Here is a 15,774-nt window from a genome sequence, read left to right as displayed (position 1 = left end):
GGTCGAATATGACCTATTGTTCTTCATGCCAGGCCGACCGGGCCTGACAGGAAAGGACACCGTGAACGACATCCTCGGCCCCGACGCCCGCGCCGCGCTCAACCGCCTCGTCCGCGGCACGACCCCGGCCCCGGCCGCCGACCTCGCCGACGCCGACACCGAGAACGACCTGCGCCGCCGCGCGCTGCTCATGGTCACCCGGTTCACCGCGATTCACCGCGACACCCCCGGCGCGAAGGGTGTCGACACCGCCGCCCGCCTGCAGCACTTCATCGAGCAGGCCCGCCAGCACGGCGCCACCGCCGCCGACATCACCGCCGCGCAAGACCGCGCCTGAGTCCCCGACCTGCCGACTTGTCAAGGGGTCGGATATGACGTAATGTTCTTCATGTCAGGCCGACCGGGCCTGGCGCCCCGCGCAAGCCCCCTACCACCCGAAAGGCCCCTACCGTGGCCGACTCCACCGCCCCCAACCTCGTCCGCGTCGACATCGTGCACGTGCGCAGCCTTGGCCTCTACGACGTGACCCCGATCTGGTCCGGCGTCGACGTGCCCGACATGCACAGAGTTGCCGTCGACCACTACCCCACCGCGGAGCGCGTCAAGAACGCGATGCTCGCCGGTGTCGCGCTCGTCGACCCCAAAGTCCTCACGAACGTCGACGGCAAGACGTACGTCAGGCCGACGACGCTCATCCGCGGCGGCCGCACCCTGTACGCCGACCTGCGCCGCCTCGGCTTCTAGCCCCCGAACACGAGAAGGCCCCCTACCCGACCGGGAGGGGGCCTTCTGGCGTCCTGTGTGGGCGCCGAACATGGCGCCGCCCCCCTGCCTGCCGGGAGGGGGGCCGTTACGCGCCTCAGGGGGACTCGGGGAGCGGCGGGAGCGCCTGCATGGCGTCGTCGAGCGAGACCTGAACTGCATCCAGCAGCTCGGCCGCCCGTGAGAGGTGCCCGCCGGCAACGTCGTGGCCGTCGATCGTGCGCGCGCACTTCGTCAGGTAGTCGACGAGAGCGCCGACCTCGGTCACGGTGTCGGCGCTCTCGCGGATGCCGATCGACACCAGGCGCGGGTTGATCTTCGACATCACGCGGCCTGCAGCGCGCCGCGCGGGATCGCCCACGCCCGGCCGACCTTGCGGGCCGCGATCGTGCCCTCGCTGATGCGCTGCAGCACCCGCTGGCGGGAGACGCCGAGCAGGTCGGCGGCCTGGGTGACGGACAGCATGTCGTCAGAGTTGTCGATCGCGTGCTGGCGGTCCCAGTCGTCGGTGGTCATAGCCTCGATCGACGTCGGCTGAACGCCCCGGTCGGCGAGCAGCGCGAACCCGGTGTCGATCGCCTGCCGGATGGTGTCGGCGGGCACGGTGATCGTCAGTTCGGCGGTGCCGTTGCCGAGCGGGCCGACGGACGGGCCGTACTCGGCGAAGGCTTCGACGAGCGCGAGCGCCCGGTCTTCGATCGGTTCGTCCGGGGCGGCGGCCAGCCTCGCGATGATGTTGTAGTCGGTCATGTCGGTGTGTCCTGTTCTGTTGTTGTGCGGTCATGGGGGGCGGGGCGGCACCCCCGCCCCGCCCCCCGTGTGCTTACCGGGGCCAGATGAACCCGGCTCGGCGTAGTGCCGCCAGCGAGTTCTTCGCGCCCCGGTAGTCGCTACCGGTACCGGCGAAGGTCGCCGCGTACACGCCGTCCTTGTAGGCGCTGATGTGCCCGTTGGTGTGCACCTTGAGGGTGAACCCCTGAGCCTCGGCCTCCTTGAGGATCGCCTTGATCGTCTTCTTGTCCATTGTTACCACCTCCTTTCCGTTTGACAAGATCAATTTACCGCAGCCCTTGTCATTTAGCAAGTCAGGGTGTCACAGTGACGAAACTGCCTGGTGGGACGGGTGCCCGGCCGGGTAGCTTGCACATTGCACAGGATGTGACGTAACGTGACCGGCATACGGCGCCCCGACTGCGGGGAACCCGAACCCCCGAACGAAGGACACTCCCATGACTACGAAGCGATACCTCACCCGCCGCGAAATCGGCGAACTGCTCGGCCTGTCGGTCAACACCGTGAACGGCTACGACGAGCGCGGTCTACTGCCCGAGCCGGACGTGATCGTCGGCCGCGCGAAGGGCTGGTCCGAGGACACCGTCTTGAAGTGGAACGACTCGCGACCGGGCCGCGGCGCTCGCACCGACATGGACCCGAAGGCCGTCAAGGCGAAGGAGAAGCGGCTCACGCTGCGCCAGCGGACCACCGAGGAGCAGCGCGCGGACGCCGCCCGCCGGAAGGCCGTAGCGGCCGCCAAGGGCGCGACCAGGCCCGCGACCACGGTAACGGCCACCAACTCCTAACCAGCGGCTACACCTGTGGCTACAGTGCCCGAAACGGCCGTCCGGCGACGTCGTGCGCACCGGATGCGTACCTGCAGGTTGGGATCATTACGGAGGTCATTTGCCGCCTGAATCGGGGTGTAAACACACGGTTATGAGTAATTACCGTGTGGTAGAACGAGGGGCAGCGGATACGCGAAACACTGCGTAACGCTGCCCCTTCCCATTCCCCACCAGGAGCACGAATTGACCGCACCCGGCCCGACACTCGGCAAGGCGTACAAACGGGCCTCAGATGGCCTCTGGGTCGTCCCCATCAGCCTCGGCACCGGCCCCGACGGCAAACGCCGGCGCGTGACCGTCGCCCGGAAGCTCAAGCGCGACGCAAACTCCGCTGCACAGGACAAGCTGACCGAGCTGCAGAACGGCACCGTCGTCAAGGGCGGGCCGACGACCGTCGAAGCCTGGATGAACTACTGGCTCGACAACGTCGCGACCGCGCGCGGCCTCACGCCGAACACGTTGCGCAGCTACCGGTCTCGCGTGAAGAACTCGATCGTCCCGACCATCGGGCACCTGCAGCTCGCGAAGCTCGAACCGCTGCACGTGCGCCGGATGCACACCGAACTCGCCGCGCGCGGGCTGTCGATCGGCACCGCGCGACTCGTGCACGTCGTACTCAGCCAGGCCCTCGACGACGCCGTCGCCGACGACCTGCTCGCGAAGAACCCCACCGCCCGGATCACGCTGCCGCGCAACGACGCCGACGCCGACGACGGCCTGCCGCCCCTCGACCTCGGGCAGGCCCGGCACCTGATCGAAACCTCGTACCGCGCGGGCGACCCAATGTGGCTGCGGTACGCCGTCGCGCTGCTCACCGGGCAGCGGCAAGGCGAAGTCATTGGCCTGCAGGCGGATCGGATCAACTTCGCCGACGGCTACCTCGACCTGTCGTGGGCGCTCGTCTCGGCCGGGCAGGTACACGGCTGCGGCGACACGCGCACCGGTGACCCGAGCTGCGGGCACCCGCGGAACCGGCCGCGCCTGTGCCCGATGGTGCGGCTGAACGTCGCGCGCGGGTACGCACACCGGCCGCTGCTCGGCGCGCTCGCGCTCGGCCGCCCGAAGACGAAGGGCAGCAAGCGGCTCATCCCCCTGATCGGCCCAATCGCCGACGGCCTGCGCGAACACCTCGCCTCGACGCCGACGAACCCGTGGGGCCTGGTGTGGACGAACCCGCGCACGAACACCCCGATCCACCCGGCGAGCGACCACCGCAACTGGCACCGGGCGCTCGTGCGCGCGGGCCTGCCGGCGGTGAACATCCACTCGGCCCGGCACACCGCCGCGACCGTGCTGCAGTCGATGAACGTGCCCGAAGATGTGCGGATGCAGCTGCTCGGGCACAACTCCAAGGCGACGCACCGCATCTACGCGCACGTCGACCAGGGGCTGGCCCGCGCAGCCCTCGACAGCTACGGCGCGGCCCTCGGGCTGACCGGTTAGGGGAACGGAGCCTGCGCCGCCAGCGTGAACGTCGCGATCGCGAGCGGCAGGACGGTCAGGCTCGCGGTGATCCGCGCGCGGGTGAGGCGCTGCTCGCGCTCGCTCGGCTCGTGCAGGCACGGGCCGGGCAGCGCGATCGGCTGCCGGGCCTCCGCGGGCCAGTCGAGACGACTGCAGGGGCGCCCGAGCGTCAGGCGCTCGTCGTAGCTGAGCGCCTGCACGCGGTGCTGCAGGGTGCGCAGCGATACCCCGAGCAGGTGCGCAACGATGCCTGCGCACGTCGTTACGCGTACCGCAGCCTCGAGCGCGGCCGGGGTGATGCGCCGGCGGGAGACCCGATTGTTGATGCGCCGGTCGATGTCGTGCGCGTCGCAACTGCCGCTGTGGTAGCGGGCGATCGCGCGGCCCCCCTCGAGGTCGGCGTGGCCGAGCATGTGGGCGAGCATGTCGGCCCGGTCCGCCGCGTTGGTGATCGCCGAGCTGATGATGATCGCGTTGCGGCTCGGCAGCCACATACCGGCGGCAGACGAGATGCCGAGGTACCCGACTTCGATACCGCGCTCGACAGCATCGCTGAACGGGTCATAGCCGAGCGGCTGTAACCCCCGAGCAGTGTGGACACCTCGCATCAAGGGTCAGGCCCCTCCCTCGTCTAGGCAGGAGAACCCACCCCCGCGCAGGCAGAGGTGGGTTCGTCTAGCCGGATTTTCGCCCCAATTCTAGCCCGGCTAGGAAGGTCTCGATCAACTCGACTTCCCGGTCGTCGAGATCGTCGATGCGGAGGAACCGAGCACCCTTCGAGCCTGTCGTGATGCGGCCGACGGCCTGCTCAGCGGGCGGTAGGTCTGTTTCGATGTGGTCGGCGATGCCGGGGTCGTAGCCTGCAGCCTCGAGGACAACCTTGGGGTCTAGCCCGACCGCTGTTGCGATCATCACTAGTTTGTCCGGCTTCGGGTTCACAGGAGAGGCGACACCGTCGCGGTATTGAACGCCATTCTCGATCTGACGAAGGCGCGCTTCACTAACCCCTGATTTGGCCGAAGCCTTTCTTCTGGACATGCCACGCCCTTCACGGGCGGCCCGTATCAGGTCTCCGACGTGCTCCTGCCTTGTGTTCATGGACAAACTGTAACGCATTTATGCGCACATAGTACGCGCGCGAACTGTGCAATTGGGCATCCCCGCCGGTCGGTATTACGCATTTGACGCCTGTCAGTACGCGGGGGTGCGCAGGGTCGTCGGGGGCCTTCGCGGGGTGCAGCTCGGGCGCCGGTCCGCGTGTCGCGGCGCGCATCCTCAGAGCTTGGGACAGAGGTTACGCGCTATTACCCGTCTGTAGTTGCGTAACAGTGCGTCACGTGCATATGATGACTCCGTCAGCCGCGCAACAACGCGTAACACCGCGTAGCGCAGGCCCCCCGAAACGAAAGAAGTCCGGCCCCGCCGCCCTACTGCCAAGGGACTGCCGACGGAACCGGACTACTACGCAACCCGAAAGGAACGTGCGTTGCCTCAGCTTACACATACCGAGGATGCGGACGCATCCGCCGGCGACGTCCCGGAGGTCGGCGAAGACGGCCGCTGGGTCGGCACCGACTCGTGGGCTGCGACCGCGACCGCCTCGAAGATCCCCGGAATGCTCGGCCTGAACAAGCCAGGATGGGACCAGCGCAAGGCGACCTGGCTCAAGATGCAGCACGCCCGCAAGTTCCCCCGCAAGAGCAACGCCTCGCAGAAGCGCGGGAACTACCTCGAGGCGGCGTTCTTCGCGATGTGGTTCGAGCAGAACCCTGACTGGGAGCCGATCAGCGACGGCGAAATCACCTTCACCCGCGACGACCTCGGCTTCCCGGCTGCAGCGACGCCCGACTTCCGCGCGAAGAACCGCGTCACCGGCGAGGAACTGAACCTCGAGGGGAAGACGCTCGGCGGCAACGGCGACCGCGAGGCATGGGGCGAACCGGGCACCGACCAGGTGCCGCTGTACTACCTGATCCAGGTGTACTGGCAGATGATCGTCAGCGGCGACCGCCGCGCCTTCGTCGTCCGGTACGGCCCGTTCATCGACGACCTGCACACGTACGTCATCGTCTACGACGAGGCGATCGCCGCGAAGATTCTCGCCGGTGTCACCGCGTTCATGCAGTCGCTCGCCGACGACGTCGAACCCGAGAACGACGGTCTCGAATCCTCTTACAAGGCAATGCAACGCGTCTACACCGACACGGCGCTGTTGAAGGCCGACGAGGACTGGGAAGTCAGCCTCGACTTCGCGATCGACTTCACCACCCGCCTGCTGAGCTTCGACCTCGCGGAGGCCGAGCTGTTCCGCGGCCGCGCCGACGCCCTCAAGATCGCGGGCAAGGCGAAGCGCCTGGTAGTGAAGCTGCCCCCCGAAATCGGCAAGTCGGGGAAGCCGCTCAAGGCGAAGAACCTGATCATCGCGTCGCGGCAGATCAAGGGCGGCACGGCGTCGATCGTCCGGCCGAAGACCCCGGTCACCCTCGAGAAGCTCCGCGAACTGCAGGCCCTGCGCGCCGCTGCCGAAGCGCAGGAATCCGCAGCCTGACCGGCTGCCCCGAAACCCTCACCACTACCCCGAAAGGCACTGCCATGACGACCCCGAACCTCCCCGCCACCCTCGACGAGAACATCCGCTGGTGCACGAACATGGCGAAGTCGTCCATGCTGCCCCGCCAGTACCAGGAGCAGCCCGCCAACCTGCTGTTCGCCCTCGAGTACGCCGACGCACTCGGCGTCTCCCGCATGTCCGCCCTGACCAGCATCCACGTGATCGAGGGCAAGCCGTCCGCGTCGGCCGACCTGATCGCCGCGCTGATCCGCCGCGCCGGGCACCGGCTCCGCGTCAGCGGCGACGACCACCGCGCCGTCGCCGAGCTGATCCGCGCCGACGACCCCGACTTCACGTTCAAGGTCGAGTGGACGATGGCCCGCGCGCAGGCTGCCCAGCTCACCGGCAAGGCGATGTGGAAGAAGTACCCGGCCGCGATGCTGCGCTCCCGCGCGATCAGCGAAATCGGCCGCATGGGTGCGTCCGACGTGCTCATGGGCATGATCTACACCCCCGAGGAGCTGGGCGCGGTGATCGACGAGTCCGGCGAGGCTGTGCTCGACGCCAACACCGGCACGGTGCAGATGGTGCAGGCCGTCGCCGAGCGCACCGACAGCCCGCAGCAGCAGGCGCAGCCCCAGCAGCGCCAGCAGCAGCCCCAGCGTGAGCGGGAGGTCCACAAGTCCGGCAACGAGGCCCTGGGCGCCGCACTGGGCGACCAGGCCGCCGCAGAAGACCCTGCCGCCGTCGAGGCCGCCGCCGCCGCCCTGATGAAGCGCATCGAGGAGTCGAACGACGTCGACGAACTGCGCGACATGTGGCGCGAGGCCGCGCTCCTCGGCCCCGAGCACGGCCCGGCCGCGCAGCAGCTCGCCGCCGCCCGCGTCGAGGACGTCAAGAAGGCGTGGGAGGCCGCTGAGGCGAAGGCCGCCGAGAACGCGCAGCAGGCCGTCCAGCAGGAGCTGGGCGCCGAGAACATCCAGGACGCCGAGACCGTCGACCTGCCGAACGCCGCCGCAGCCGAGGCGTAGCCCTCCCCCCACCCCCACGGGGCCGGTGCGTCACTGCCGACGCACCGGCCCCGCCCCACACGCAACCCGGAGGCCCCCATGACCGACGACACGATCGCCCACGGCACCTACCGTGGCGCAGCGGCGCACATCAAGAACGGCGAGAAGCCCTGCGACGCCTGCAACGACGCCCGCACGGCCTACATGCGCGACCACCGCATCCGCACCGGCAAGACGACCAGCACCCGCCTCGGATACGGCACCCTCGCGAAGCTGCTCGAGAGCGCGCCGGCAACCATCCGCGATCGCGTCGCCGCCGAACTCGGCTCCGAGCACCTCGACGCGATCCTGCAGGTGCACGCCCCGCACCTGCTGCAGCACGAGGAAGGCGACGCCCGCGACATCCCGGCGCACCTCGACGAACAGGGCCTCATCTCGGGCAAGTACGCCGACAACGCGTTCCGGTTCCTGCGGGCGCTCCGCGGGTTCGACCCCGCCGACGCGCTCACGCAGCGCGACCGCGCCCTGCTCGTAAAGCTGCTCGTCGAGCACTTCGCCTGGACCGATCAGCAGGTCGCATCCCTGACCAAGCTCAGCTACCACACGGTTGTGCGCATCCGTGAGCGCCTGCAGCTGCCCGCCAACCGCCCCTCCGACCGGAAGCCCGCCTAGACACAATGGCTCGCGAACATGCCCCGCTCCGTCTCGACATCATGGGCGACGACGACTTCCGCGACCTGACCCCGGCCGCCCAGCACCTCTACTTTCTGCTGCTCATCGACGCGAAGCTGTCCTACTGCGGCGTCACTGACTGGCGGCCGAAGCGCATCGCAGCGCGCGCGAAAGGCTGGACCCCGGAAGACGTCGTCGCGGCCGCCCGCGAACTCGCTGAGGGCCTGTTCGTCGTCGTCGACGAGGCAGTCGAGGAAGTCCTGGTGCGGTCGTTCATCAAGCACGACGGGCTGATGAAGAACCCGCGCATGGCCGTGTCGATGATGCTCGCGTACGCCGGCGTGGAGTCGAAGGAACTCCGCGGCGTGGTCGTGTTCGAGGTCGCGAAGCTGCGCGCGAACCAGCCCGATCTGGCGTGCTGGGAATCGAAGTACAGCGGCGAGAAGCTGCGGCAGATGCTGCGCCGCGACTCGATCGACCCGGCCGATTACCCCACCGGTTTCCGTGCCGTTTCCCCCGAGGTTTCGGGGTCGGTTAACCCCGAGGTTTCCGGGTCGGTTTCCCCCGAGGTTAACCCCCAGGTTAAGGGGTCGGTTTACCCTAAACCCACCCCTAACGTTTACCCCAAGGTTTACGGGTCCACTTCCCCTGCTCCTACTCCTGCTCCTACTCCAAGTACCTCTAACGAGGTACTTCAAAAAACATGCTCGACTCCGTCGAGCGAGTGCGAGCCGATCGACGCGGAGGTCGTCGACGAGGACGGCTACGCGTACCCCGCCGACCTGCTGCAGCCGACCGAACCCGAACCGGCACCGATGCCCGCGACCGAACCGGCCGGGTTCGCCGACTGGTACGCGGCCTACCCGCGCAAGGTCGGCCGCAAGGCTGCCGCGAAGGCGTACGCGACGGCCCGCAAGACGCACACGGGGGCGCAGCTGCTGCTGGCGGTGCGCCGGTACGCCGCGGACCCGAACCTGCCCGAGAAGAAGTTCATCCCGCACCCGTCCACGTGGCTGAACGAGGGCCGCTGGGACGACGAGCCGGAAGCGGCGCCGGTCGCGCTGCAGTCGCGCCGTGAGCGGCAGTTCGCCGAAGCGGGCGACCGCATCGCGGCCGCGGTCGCCGGCGGCGCACCGAACCCGCTGGCGCTGATCGACGCCGTCCTCAGCGGCGACCAGCAGGCGATCGGCGGTGTCGCATGACGTGGAACGACGCGATGGCCGAGGCCCTGTGCGCGCTCATCGCAGGCTTCGATCAGCGGTTCGAGACGGGCACGCCGACGACGACGGCCTGGCGGATCGCGGCGAACGCGGGCGGCTGGGACTTCAAGGCTGCGCTCGAGGCTGTGCAGCGGATTTACACCCGGCCGCTTGCGCCGGACGAGAACCTGCCGCGCATCGTGCCCGGCCACGTGACGACCGCGATGCGACAGGCCCGGCCGGGCGGCAGCGGCCCGCGGTCGGTCGCCGAGCTGCGCGCGCGGCAGCCCGCCGGGACCGGGTCGTCGCCCGAGCATCGTCGCCGTCTGCTGGCTGGCGTCGCGGCCGAACTCGAAGCGCGCGGGGTGCGATCGCGGGTCCAGGCCCGGAAACCGGCGTGGGACGCGGACCGGGTGCTGCCGGACGTCGACGCCCCGGCTGCGCTGCCCGCGGCGCCGGTCGACCTCGACGCCGCCCGCACCCGGTTGCGCGCAATGACGCGTAACGGCTCTGACGGCCCCTCTGGCGCGTTCAGCGGGCGCCAGGTGTGAACTTATGCCGGGCCGGGGGTGTTCGTGCGCTCACGGCCCGGCTGGGGCCTGTTTTCGCGTAGCTGAGCGAGCCTGATCCGCCGCGAGTCGCCCGATTCCGCTCGGTGAGTCCGTTACGCAGGCAGTTTGCAATGTTGCGTAATTGTGCGTAACGTGATGCGCAACGCACCGCCCCTACCGCACCGAAAGGCCCTCGAAATGACTGCAACCGTCACCGAACCCGACCTCGTCGCCGGCATCTTCGAAATCTCCGCCTACCACACCGACGACGCAGGTCAGAGCTTCGCAACCGTCGTCCTCGAGAACGGCGACGTCGTCGACGCCGACATCATCGACGTCATGCTCGCGGCGGCCTGACATGGAGCGCATCGACTACCCGCCCCACATGCCCCGCAAGGGCACCCTCGTCGGCCCGGTCCTGCGCTTCCGCGGGCAGCCGGTCGCCGTCGACCGCAGCGCGCCGCAGGACACCAGCGACCCGCGCTGGAACAACTGCACCGACCACCACCTCGCCTGCGACTGCCGCGAAGCCGAGCAGAACGAAGCCCTCAACGAGCTGCGGTCTGAGTGGCGCACGCTCCGGGCCGTCCTCGAGGCGCAGCTCGCCGGGCACCCGACCGAGGTCTACGTCGACGGCGACCGCCGGACCGACCTCGATTGCAAGTGCCAGCTCTGCGGGTTCGCCCGCGCCGCCCACGTCGTCCCGTTCGCGAACCAGCACGACCGCTGGTCCCGCCCCCGCTTCTGACCTGCAAGGACACCGCCATGACTGACACTCGCCCCGCATCCTCGCCCGCCGACGGCGACCCGGTCGCCCCCTCGCCCGCCGACATCCAGACGCTCAAGCAGTGGGGCATCCAGTCGCCCGACGGCGACTTCCACTGGGACCGCATCTCGATCGACGGCTTCACGTTCGAGATTCGCGGGAACGGCCTGCACTCGATCGAGCAGCGCCTGAGTCAGTTCGCCGAGAAGCTGCACCTCAACCCGACGGAGTTTCGCCGCCAGTACCGGCTCGTGTCGCGCGACGTCGTCGTGAACTACGCGCCGAGCAAGTTCTGTCGCACCCTCGACTAGCGCCGCACGTTGCGTCATATTCGACCCCCTGACCTCTGCGTTTGTCATGGGGTCGTTTATGACCTAATGTTCAACACGTCAAACAAGCCCCCTGCCACGGCGAAAGGCACACAATGAGCATCCCCGAAATCCACGTCGCAACCCTGGCCGACTACACCAACGGCCACGTGAACTCCGCATGGCTCGAACTCCACCCCGACGAGCCGCTCGACGCGCAGGTCGCCGAACTCCGCGCCCGCTCGTACTGCGCCGACCCCGAGGAGCTGATCATCCTCGACACCGAGAACTTCCAGGGCATCGACATCCACGAGTCCATGCCCCTCGACCAGGTCGCCAAGGTCGGCGAACGCCTCCGCACGCACGGCGCCCCCTACGCCGCCTTCGTGCGCTACGCACTCGGCGGCAGTGACGACCCCTACGCCTACGAGCCGGTCCGGTTCATCGGCGAGTACGACGACCTCGAGGCATGGGCCGAAGACGTCACCGACGGCCTGCTGCCGCTGCTCGGCGCGACCGTCGCCGCCTGGGGCCGCAGCAAGCGCGTTCCGGTCTCCGTGGACGACCGCACGAACCTGCGCGACATCCGCCACGCCCTGCAGATCGACGGCGAAGCACTCGCGCTGATCGCCGAAGTGAACTGGGGCTATACGTTCGCCGAACACAACGGCAAGGTCTTCGCCTTCTCCAACTGATCGACACCCCGGCGGCGGGGCCGACTGCCCGGCCCCGCCCCCCGACCCCGAAGGGAACCCCGATGGACGCAATTCGCCAGCGCAAGAACGAATCCACCGCCGACTACCGGCGCCGGAACTCCTGGATGCGCCTGAACCTCGCCGCCGGACGCCACGTCGAGCAGCGGCAGGAATGCGGCTGCCGCTCCTGCCCGAAGTGCGCCGACGCCCGCGACTTCCTGCACACCGCCCGCGAGCTGTACGCCCTCGACGCGATCGCGCAGGACCCCGCCCGCGAACCGGGCCTGCGTCACATGCTCGGGGCCGCAGCATGACCGCCGCCGTCTACAACCCCGCACCCCCTGACGCCTCCCTGTTCGTCTACCGCCTCAGCAGCTACCACGCACAGCGCGTCACTCACGGCGGCGTCACCCGCGACATCTGCATCCAGTCCGTCGACGACACCCTCGGCCTCCCCCTCGTCGTCGGCGGCGTGCATTGGTACCCGCTCCTGCGCCCCGGCACCACCCTCCGTAACCGCCACGACGTGCAGTGGCACGCCGTGTTCGGCGAGACCTTCCGTGACCGCAGGCAGTACACCCTCACGTACGACAACGGCCCCGCTTGCGACCCCGGCTGGTACCTCAGCCTGCACCCGAGTTCGACCGGGCACGGCATGTTCCCCGCCTGGCAGGCCGCCCGCCGGCGGGACGCCATGAGTCGCTTCGCCGTCAACCTCCCCGCGCATCTCGCCCGACCCTGAAAGGCCCCCCGACATGGCACGACACGCGTTCAAGCGCCGCCCCCGCAACGTCCCGCAGATCAGCGTCCTGGGCCTCGCCCGCCGACTCGAACGGCAGGACGCCGCCGCCGACCACTCGCAGCTCATCGCCGACCTGATCGTCGGCCGCAAGCGCGACGGGCACGACATCACGACCGAGCTGCGCATGGAAGCCGAGCACATCGAGAAGCTGAACCAGCTCCGCGGTGTCGACGGCGCCCGCCCTGCACCGCAGCTCGCCGACCTCGTCGACGCCGCCTAACGCGCCCGTTACGCGCACCGAACCGCGTACCGACTGGACATGATGCGCAACATCGCGTAACGTACCGAATCGAGCGGCAAACTCCCCCAGGCTGCCGCCCACCACCCCCCCCAGGCACGAAAGCCCCGACCGGGCACCCTCCGGCCGGGGCTTTCGTGTCACCACACCCGGAAGGCCCCGCGTGCTGACGCAGCCCCTCGCCGTGCTCACGGTCGCCGACTTCATGGCGGCCGGGATGCCCACCCCCGAAGTGCTCGAACTGTTCGCAGGCCCCGGCGGCTGGTCCACCGGCCTCCGCCGAGCAGGCTTCACCGGCACCGCCCTCGGCGTCGAGTACGACAAAGACGCCTGCGCGACCGCCGTCGCCGCCGGACACCACCGCCTGCAGGCCGACGTCAGCAAGCTCGACCCCCGCATCTTCGGCCGCGTCGAGGGCCACATCTGCTCCCCGCCCTGCCAGGGCTTCTCCCCCGCAGGCAAGGGCCGCGGCCGCGCCGACGCGCACCTGCTGCTCGACGCCCTCACCCGCGTCACCTGCGGCACCGACCTCGACGCCGCAATCGCCGAGCTGCACGACTCCATGACCGACGACCGGTCCCTGCTCGCCCTCGAACCGCTCCGGTACGCGCTCTACACCGCGCCGAGCTGGGTCGCGTGGGAGCAGGTGCCCGCCGTCCTCCCGATCTGGGAGGCCTGCGCCGTCGTCCTGCGTCGGTTCGGGTACACCGTCGACACCGGCATCCTGCAGGCCGAGCAGTACGGCGTCCCCCAGACCCGCAAGCGCGCGATCCTCGTCGCGCACGCCCCCTGGATCACGACCCCGGCGCAGCTCCCCCGGCCGGTGCACTCCCGGTTCCACTCGACGAACCCCGGCAAGATCGACGCCGGATTCCCCCGCTGGGTGAGCATGGCGCAGGCCCTCACCTGGGGCATGACCGAACGCCCCTACCCGACCATCGCGCCCGGCACCGGCCAGGGCGGCACCGACGCGCAGGCCCTCGGCGGCTCGGGTGCCCGCGCGACCGTGCAGGCCGAACGCGAGGCCGGACGCTGGATCGAGAAGGACTGGGACGACGCCCCCGAGCACTGGAACCGGCCGTTCCGGCGGCTGCGCGTGCTCGCGCCGGCGGGCACCAGCTCGACGATGGTCGACCCCCGGCCGCTCGACTTCCCGGCGCCGACGATCACCGGGAAGGGCACCGCGGAGTGGGGCGAGCGGACCACCCGTGCGCCCGGCCCGAAGTCCCGCGACCCGCAGGGCAAGCGCGTGTCGATCGCAGAAGCGGCCGTGCTGCAGTCGTTCCCGCCCGACTACCCGTTCCAGGGGAACAAGACGGCGCAGTACCGGCAGGTGGGTGACGCGGTGCCGCCGCTGCTCGCGGCCGCGGTCCTCGGCCCGGTCCTCGCGGCCGCGGCGAAGCGCCCGACGCTCGAGGTGGCGGCGTGACGCCCGCGTACCGGGCTGCGCGCCGACTGCGTATCGCGCGCGTACTCCGCGCAACGCGCCGCCGACGCCCGAACATGACCGTTACGCAGGCCGTTTGTAATAGTGCGTAACCGTGCGTAATATTGCGTCACGTCAGGCCGGAAGGCCCCGACGCCCCTACCACGACCATAGGAAACGCGCATGTACGCACTCGCAACGCCCGCGCAGTCCGCCGCCCTCGTCGACCTCGGCCTCCCCGCGCCGGCGGCAGACCTCACGTACTGGATCAACCCCGACCCGCGCAGCGGATGGGAAATCGAGTACACGTGCGCCGAAGTCACGACCGGCTGCCGCTGGACCGACTACGGCCCCCTCCCCGACGAGAACATCCGCACCTTCCCGCGACGGCGGCGCGGCCGCCACATCACGGGCCTCTCCCCCCGCCTCGACGACATCCTCGCGAGCGCCGACCGCTACGAGGAAGGCCCCGTCGAAGTCACCATCTCGGCGCGGATGCTCCCCGAACCCCTCCGCGGCGCGTAACCGAGCGTCGCGGCGCACCAAGGAGATTCACCCCAATGCTCGACATCCACCCCGACGCCCCCCGCGTCACCCTCGTCTCCGCGCCCGGCTGTGGCCGCTGCAACGTCGCCGCCCGCGACATGACGAAGCGCGGCATCCCGTTCGACAAGGTCGACGGCACCGTCGACACCGAATGGGGCGACCGCGCGAAGGCCCTCGGCTACCTCGGCGCACCCGTCACCATCTGCGGCGACATGCACTGGGACGGCTACCGCGAGAACAGGATCGACGAACTCGAGCAGGCGCTCACCAACTGGACGCCGGACACCCCGGCGCTCACCAACTGAAAGGAACCAGCATGGCTGGCGAAACCATCATCACCGTCATTGGCAACCTGACCGCCGACCCCGAGCTGCGGTTCACCCCGGCCGGTGCCGCGGTCTGCAACTTCACCGTGGCGTCGACCCCCCGCAACTTCGACAGCAACACGAACGAGTGGAAGGACGGCGAGGCCCTCTTCCTGCGCTGCAACATCTGGCGCGAGCAGGCCGAGAACGCCGCCGAGTCGCTGACCAAGGGCACCCGCGTGATCGTGTCCGGCAAGCTCAAGCAGCGCAGCTATGAGACGAAGGAAGGCGAGAAGCGCACCGTCGTCGAACTCGAGGTCGACGAGGTCGCGCCGTCGCTCAAGTACGCGACCGCCCGCGTCAACAAGGCGGGCCGCGGCGGCGGTGGCGGCAACGGTGGCGGCTCGAACGGCCAGTTCAACCGCCCGTCGCAGGGCCAGCAGTCGCAGTCCGACCCGTGGGGTTCGGCCCCGCAGGCGGGCGGCTTCGCGGGCGGCGACGAGCCTCCGTTCTGATCTGAGCCGAGTCGGGGGGCGGTGCCCTCGCCCCCCGGCCGGTCCGGTCCCGCCCCTACCGCAGGAACCCACCATGACCACGTTCGTAAACGCCCTCCCCGCCCACGCGGCCCCGCCGCAGACCCGTGCCCGGCACGCCGAGAACCGCGCGTTCGCCGACGAGCTGCGCGCGAACCCCGGCCGCTACGCCGAGTATCCGCACGACGTCGTGCACCTGCACGGCCTGCGGCACCGCATCAACCGCGGCAAGGACGCCGCGTTCGGACGCGGGTTCGACGCCCAGATTCGTAACGGCGTCGTGTACGTCGCCTACACCGGCAAATAGCCCCCTACCACCTGAAA

26 protein-coding genes are annotated in these 15,774 nt (G+C 69.5%); 21 read left to right on the top strand and 5 right to left on the bottom strand.

Features of this window, described 5'->3' with window-relative positions; genetic code table 11:
• Nucleotides 1-61: 61 nt before the first annotated feature.
• Complete coding sequence (locus C7H75_RS24885; protein ID WP_159026015.1) at nt 62-337, top strand: hypothetical protein; 276 nt, start codon at nt 62-64, stop codon at nt 335-337.
• A 113-nt stretch (nt 338-450) separates the two neighbouring features.
• Entirely contained in the window at nt 451-744 is a 294-nt protein-coding gene (locus tag C7H75_RS24880) for a hypothetical protein (protein ID WP_106852156.1), read from the top strand.
• Nucleotides 745-859: 115 nt separating this feature from the next.
• Here C7H75_RS24880 and C7H75_RS24875 read toward each other — a convergent pair whose 3' ends face one another.
• The 3 genes from C7H75_RS24875 to C7H75_RS24865 all read right to left on the bottom strand — a co-directional run bounded on the left by C7H75_RS24875 (nt 860) and on the right by C7H75_RS24865 (nt 1,786).
• Complete coding sequence (locus C7H75_RS24875) at nt 860-1,087, bottom strand: hypothetical protein (RefSeq protein WP_159026014.1); 228 nt, start codon at nt 1,085-1,087, stop codon at nt 860-862.
• The gene (locus C7H75_RS24870) at nt 1,087-1,512 is read right to left on the bottom strand and encodes a helix-turn-helix domain-containing protein (protein WP_106852154.1); all 426 of its coding nucleotides are present in this window, start codon (nt 1,510-1,512) and stop codon (nt 1,087-1,089) included. Before C7H75_RS24870 ends, C7H75_RS24875 begins: the two co-directional genes overlap by 1 nt.
• A 73-nt stretch (nt 1,513-1,585) precedes the next feature.
• Nucleotides 1,586-1,786 carry a hypothetical protein gene (locus C7H75_RS24865; protein ID WP_106852153.1) on the bottom strand — a complete coding sequence of 67 codons (201 nt, stop codon included), beginning with the start codon at nt 1,784-1,786 and terminating at the stop codon, nt 1,586-1,588.
• A 205-nt stretch (nt 1,787-1,991) separates the two neighbouring features.
• Between C7H75_RS24865 and C7H75_RS26065 the strand changes: the two genes are divergently transcribed.
• Together C7H75_RS26065 and C7H75_RS24855 are read left to right on the top strand one after the other, a co-directional pair.
• Nucleotides 1,992-2,342, top strand: coding sequence for a helix-turn-helix transcriptional regulator (locus tag C7H75_RS26065; RefSeq protein WP_175280078.1), 351 nt, complete (start codon nt 1,992-1,994; stop codon nt 2,340-2,342).
• A 225-nt stretch (nt 2,343-2,567) separates the two neighbouring features.
• Nucleotides 2,568-3,827, top strand: coding sequence for a tyrosine-type recombinase/integrase (locus C7H75_RS24855; RefSeq protein ID WP_106852152.1), 1,260 nt, complete (start codon nt 2,568-2,570; stop codon nt 3,825-3,827).
• Here C7H75_RS24855 and C7H75_RS24850 read toward each other — a convergent pair.
• Both C7H75_RS24850 and C7H75_RS24845 read right to left on the bottom strand, forming a co-directional pair.
• Nucleotides 3,824-4,456 (bottom strand): hypothetical protein, encoded by a 633-nt coding sequence (locus C7H75_RS24850; protein WP_159026013.1) that lies wholly within the window; start codon nt 4,454-4,456, stop codon nt 3,824-3,826. The genes C7H75_RS24855 and C7H75_RS24850 overlap by 4 nt on opposite strands.
• Nucleotides 4,457-4,523: 67 nt before the next feature.
• Nucleotides 4,524-4,946, bottom strand: a complete 423-nt coding sequence (locus tag C7H75_RS24845) for a helix-turn-helix domain-containing protein (protein ID WP_159026012.1) — start codon at nt 4,944-4,946, stop codon at nt 4,524-4,526.
• A 388-nt stretch (nt 4,947-5,334) separates the two neighbouring features.
• On the opposite strand from C7H75_RS24845, the gene C7H75_RS24840 reads away from it, so the two are divergent.
• From C7H75_RS24840 to C7H75_RS24765, 17 genes are all read left to right on the top strand, one after another.
• Nucleotides 5,335-6,396 carry a YqaJ viral recombinase family protein gene (locus C7H75_RS24840; protein WP_106852149.1) on the top strand — a complete coding sequence of 354 codons (1,062 nt, stop codon included), beginning with the start codon at nt 5,335-5,337 and terminating at the stop codon, nt 6,394-6,396.
• A gap of 44 nt (nt 6,397-6,440) precedes the next feature.
• The gene (locus C7H75_RS24835) at nt 6,441-7,430 is read left to right on the top strand and encodes a hypothetical protein (RefSeq protein ID WP_106852148.1); all 990 of its coding nucleotides are present in this window, start codon (nt 6,441-6,443) and stop codon (nt 7,428-7,430) included.
• A gap of 78 nt (nt 7,431-7,508) precedes the next feature.
• Nucleotides 7,509-8,081, top strand: coding sequence for a hypothetical protein (locus C7H75_RS24830; RefSeq protein ID WP_106852147.1), 573 nt, complete (start codon nt 7,509-7,511; stop codon nt 8,079-8,081).
• 5 nt (nt 8,082-8,086) lie between these two features.
• Nucleotides 8,087-9,283 (top strand): LvrA C-terminal domain-related protein, encoded by a 1,197-nt coding sequence (locus C7H75_RS24825; RefSeq protein WP_106852146.1) that lies wholly within the window; start codon nt 8,087-8,089, stop codon nt 9,281-9,283.
• On the top strand, nt 9,280-9,831 hold the full coding sequence (locus C7H75_RS24820) for a hypothetical protein (RefSeq protein ID WP_106852145.1): 552 nt from the start codon (nt 9,280-9,282) through the stop codon (nt 9,829-9,831). The genes C7H75_RS24825 and C7H75_RS24820 overlap by 4 nt, the downstream gene beginning before the upstream one ends.
• A 198-nt stretch (nt 9,832-10,029) precedes the next feature.
• Nucleotides 10,030-10,188, top strand: coding sequence for a hypothetical protein (locus C7H75_RS25790; protein WP_159026011.1), 159 nt, complete (start codon nt 10,030-10,032; stop codon nt 10,186-10,188).
• Between the two features lies 1 nt (nt 10,189).
• A complete protein-coding gene (locus C7H75_RS24815; RefSeq protein ID WP_106852144.1) occupies nt 10,190-10,579 on the top strand; it encodes a hypothetical protein in 390 nt (129 codons plus the stop codon).
• 17 nt (nt 10,580-10,596) lie between these two features.
• Nucleotides 10,597-10,908 carry a DUF7316 family protein gene (locus C7H75_RS24810; protein WP_106852143.1) on the top strand — a complete coding sequence of 104 codons (312 nt, stop codon included), beginning with the start codon at nt 10,597-10,599 and terminating at the stop codon, nt 10,906-10,908.
• A 113-nt stretch (nt 10,909-11,021) separates the two neighbouring features.
• On the top strand, nt 11,022-11,600 hold the full coding sequence (locus C7H75_RS24805; RefSeq protein ID WP_106852142.1) for an antirestriction protein ArdA: 579 nt from the start codon (nt 11,022-11,024) through the stop codon (nt 11,598-11,600).
• Nucleotides 11,601-11,662: 62 nt separating this feature from the next.
• Entirely contained in the window at nt 11,663-11,914 is a 252-nt protein-coding gene (locus tag C7H75_RS24800; protein WP_106852141.1) for a hypothetical protein, read from the top strand.
• Complete coding sequence (locus C7H75_RS24795) at nt 11,911-12,342, top strand: hypothetical protein (protein WP_106852140.1); 432 nt, start codon at nt 11,911-11,913, stop codon at nt 12,340-12,342. The genes C7H75_RS24800 and C7H75_RS24795 overlap by 4 nt, the downstream gene beginning before the upstream one ends.
• 13 nt (nt 12,343-12,355) lie before the next feature.
• Nucleotides 12,356-12,622 carry a hypothetical protein gene (locus tag C7H75_RS24790; RefSeq protein ID WP_106852139.1) on the top strand — a complete coding sequence of 89 codons (267 nt, stop codon included), beginning with the start codon at nt 12,356-12,358 and terminating at the stop codon, nt 12,620-12,622.
• A gap of 181 nt (nt 12,623-12,803) precedes the next feature.
• A complete protein-coding gene (locus tag C7H75_RS24785) occupies nt 12,804-14,069 on the top strand; it encodes a DNA cytosine methyltransferase (RefSeq protein WP_106852138.1) in 1,266 nt (421 codons plus the stop codon).
• Nucleotides 14,070-14,249: 180 nt separating this feature from the next.
• Nucleotides 14,250-14,591, top strand: coding sequence for a hypothetical protein (locus C7H75_RS24780; protein WP_106852137.1), 342 nt, complete (start codon nt 14,250-14,252; stop codon nt 14,589-14,591).
• A gap of 35 nt (nt 14,592-14,626) precedes the next feature.
• Nucleotides 14,627-14,917 (top strand): glutaredoxin family protein, encoded by a 291-nt coding sequence (locus C7H75_RS24775; protein WP_106852136.1) that lies wholly within the window; start codon nt 14,627-14,629, stop codon nt 14,915-14,917.
• Between the two features lie 11 nt (nt 14,918-14,928).
• The gene (locus tag C7H75_RS24770; protein ID WP_106852135.1) at nt 14,929-15,432 is read left to right on the top strand and encodes a single-stranded DNA-binding protein; all 504 of its coding nucleotides are present in this window, start codon (nt 14,929-14,931) and stop codon (nt 15,430-15,432) included.
• Between the two features lie 73 nt (nt 15,433-15,505).
• Nucleotides 15,506-15,757: a hypothetical protein gene (locus tag C7H75_RS24765; protein WP_106852134.1), complete on the top strand. Its 252-nt coding sequence runs from the start codon at nt 15,506-15,508 to the stop codon at nt 15,755-15,757.
• Nucleotides 15,758-15,774: the final 17 nt, after the last annotated feature.

Origin of the sequence: Rhodococcus (subgen. Prescottella) equi, from assembly GCF_003013675.1 — a bacterium.
In the GTDB taxonomy this organism is placed as follows: Bacteria; Actinomycetota; Actinomycetes; order Mycobacteriales; family Mycobacteriaceae; genus Prescottella; species Prescottella equi.
Note: the sequence above shows the minus strand (reverse complement) of the source record. Positions and strands in the feature narration are given on the sequence as shown.

What these genes read in the sequence shown, in the direction of transcription:
- C7H75_RS24805 (WP_106852142.1), top strand. Translation starts at nt 11,022, where the DNA reads ATGAGCATCCCCGAAATCCACGTCGCAACCCTGGCCGACTACACCAAC.
- C7H75_RS24765 (WP_106852134.1), top strand. Translation starts at nt 15,506, where the DNA reads ATGACCACGTTCGTAAACGCCCTCCCCGCCCACGCGGCCCCGCCGCAG.
- C7H75_RS25790 (WP_159026011.1), top strand. Translation starts at nt 10,030, where the DNA reads ATGACTGCAACCGTCACCGAACCCGACCTCGTCGCCGGCATCTTCGAA.
- C7H75_RS24845 (WP_159026012.1), bottom strand. Translation starts at nt 4,946, where the DNA reads ATGAACACAAGGCAGGAGCACGTCGGAGACCTGATACGGGCCGCCCGT.
- C7H75_RS24770 (WP_106852135.1), top strand. Translation starts at nt 14,929, where the DNA reads ATGGCTGGCGAAACCATCATCACCGTCATTGGCAACCTGACCGCCGAC.
- C7H75_RS24830 (WP_106852147.1), top strand. Translation starts at nt 7,509, where the DNA reads ATGACCGACGACACGATCGCCCACGGCACCTACCGTGGCGCAGCGGCG.
- C7H75_RS24775 (WP_106852136.1), top strand. Translation starts at nt 14,627, where the DNA reads ATGCTCGACATCCACCCCGACGCCCCCCGCGTCACCCTCGTCTCCGCG.
- C7H75_RS24835 (WP_106852148.1), top strand. Translation starts at nt 6,441, where the DNA reads ATGACGACCCCGAACCTCCCCGCCACCCTCGACGAGAACATCCGCTGG.
- C7H75_RS26065 (WP_175280078.1), top strand. Translation starts at nt 1,992, where the DNA reads ATGACTACGAAGCGATACCTCACCCGCCGCGAAATCGGCGAACTGCTC.
- C7H75_RS24820 (WP_106852145.1), top strand. Translation starts at nt 9,280, where the DNA reads ATGACGTGGAACGACGCGATGGCCGAGGCCCTGTGCGCGCTCATCGCA.
- C7H75_RS24875 (WP_159026014.1), bottom strand. Translation starts at nt 1,087, where the DNA reads ATGTCGAAGATCAACCCGCGCCTGGTGTCGATCGGCATCCGCGAGAGC.
- C7H75_RS24865 (WP_106852153.1), bottom strand. Translation starts at nt 1,786, where the DNA reads ATGGACAAGAAGACGATCAAGGCGATCCTCAAGGAGGCCGAGGCTCAG.
- C7H75_RS24815 (WP_106852144.1), top strand. Translation starts at nt 10,190, where the DNA reads ATGGAGCGCATCGACTACCCGCCCCACATGCCCCGCAAGGGCACCCTC.
- C7H75_RS24850 (WP_159026013.1), bottom strand. Translation starts at nt 4,456, where the DNA reads ATGCGAGGTGTCCACACTGCTCGGGGGTTACAGCCGCTCGGCTATGAC.
- C7H75_RS24870 (WP_106852154.1), bottom strand. Translation starts at nt 1,512, where the DNA reads ATGACCGACTACAACATCATCGCGAGGCTGGCCGCCGCCCCGGACGAA.
- C7H75_RS24795 (WP_106852140.1), top strand. Translation starts at nt 11,911, where the DNA reads ATGACCGCCGCCGTCTACAACCCCGCACCCCCTGACGCCTCCCTGTTC.
- C7H75_RS24810 (WP_106852143.1), top strand. Translation starts at nt 10,597, where the DNA reads ATGACTGACACTCGCCCCGCATCCTCGCCCGCCGACGGCGACCCGGTC.
- C7H75_RS24790 (WP_106852139.1), top strand. Translation starts at nt 12,356, where the DNA reads ATGGCACGACACGCGTTCAAGCGCCGCCCCCGCAACGTCCCGCAGATC.
- C7H75_RS24780 (WP_106852137.1), top strand. Translation starts at nt 14,250, where the DNA reads ATGTACGCACTCGCAACGCCCGCGCAGTCCGCCGCCCTCGTCGACCTC.
- C7H75_RS24800 (WP_106852141.1), top strand. Translation starts at nt 11,663, where the DNA reads ATGGACGCAATTCGCCAGCGCAAGAACGAATCCACCGCCGACTACCGG.
- C7H75_RS24825 (WP_106852146.1), top strand. Translation starts at nt 8,087, where the DNA reads ATGGCTCGCGAACATGCCCCGCTCCGTCTCGACATCATGGGCGACGAC.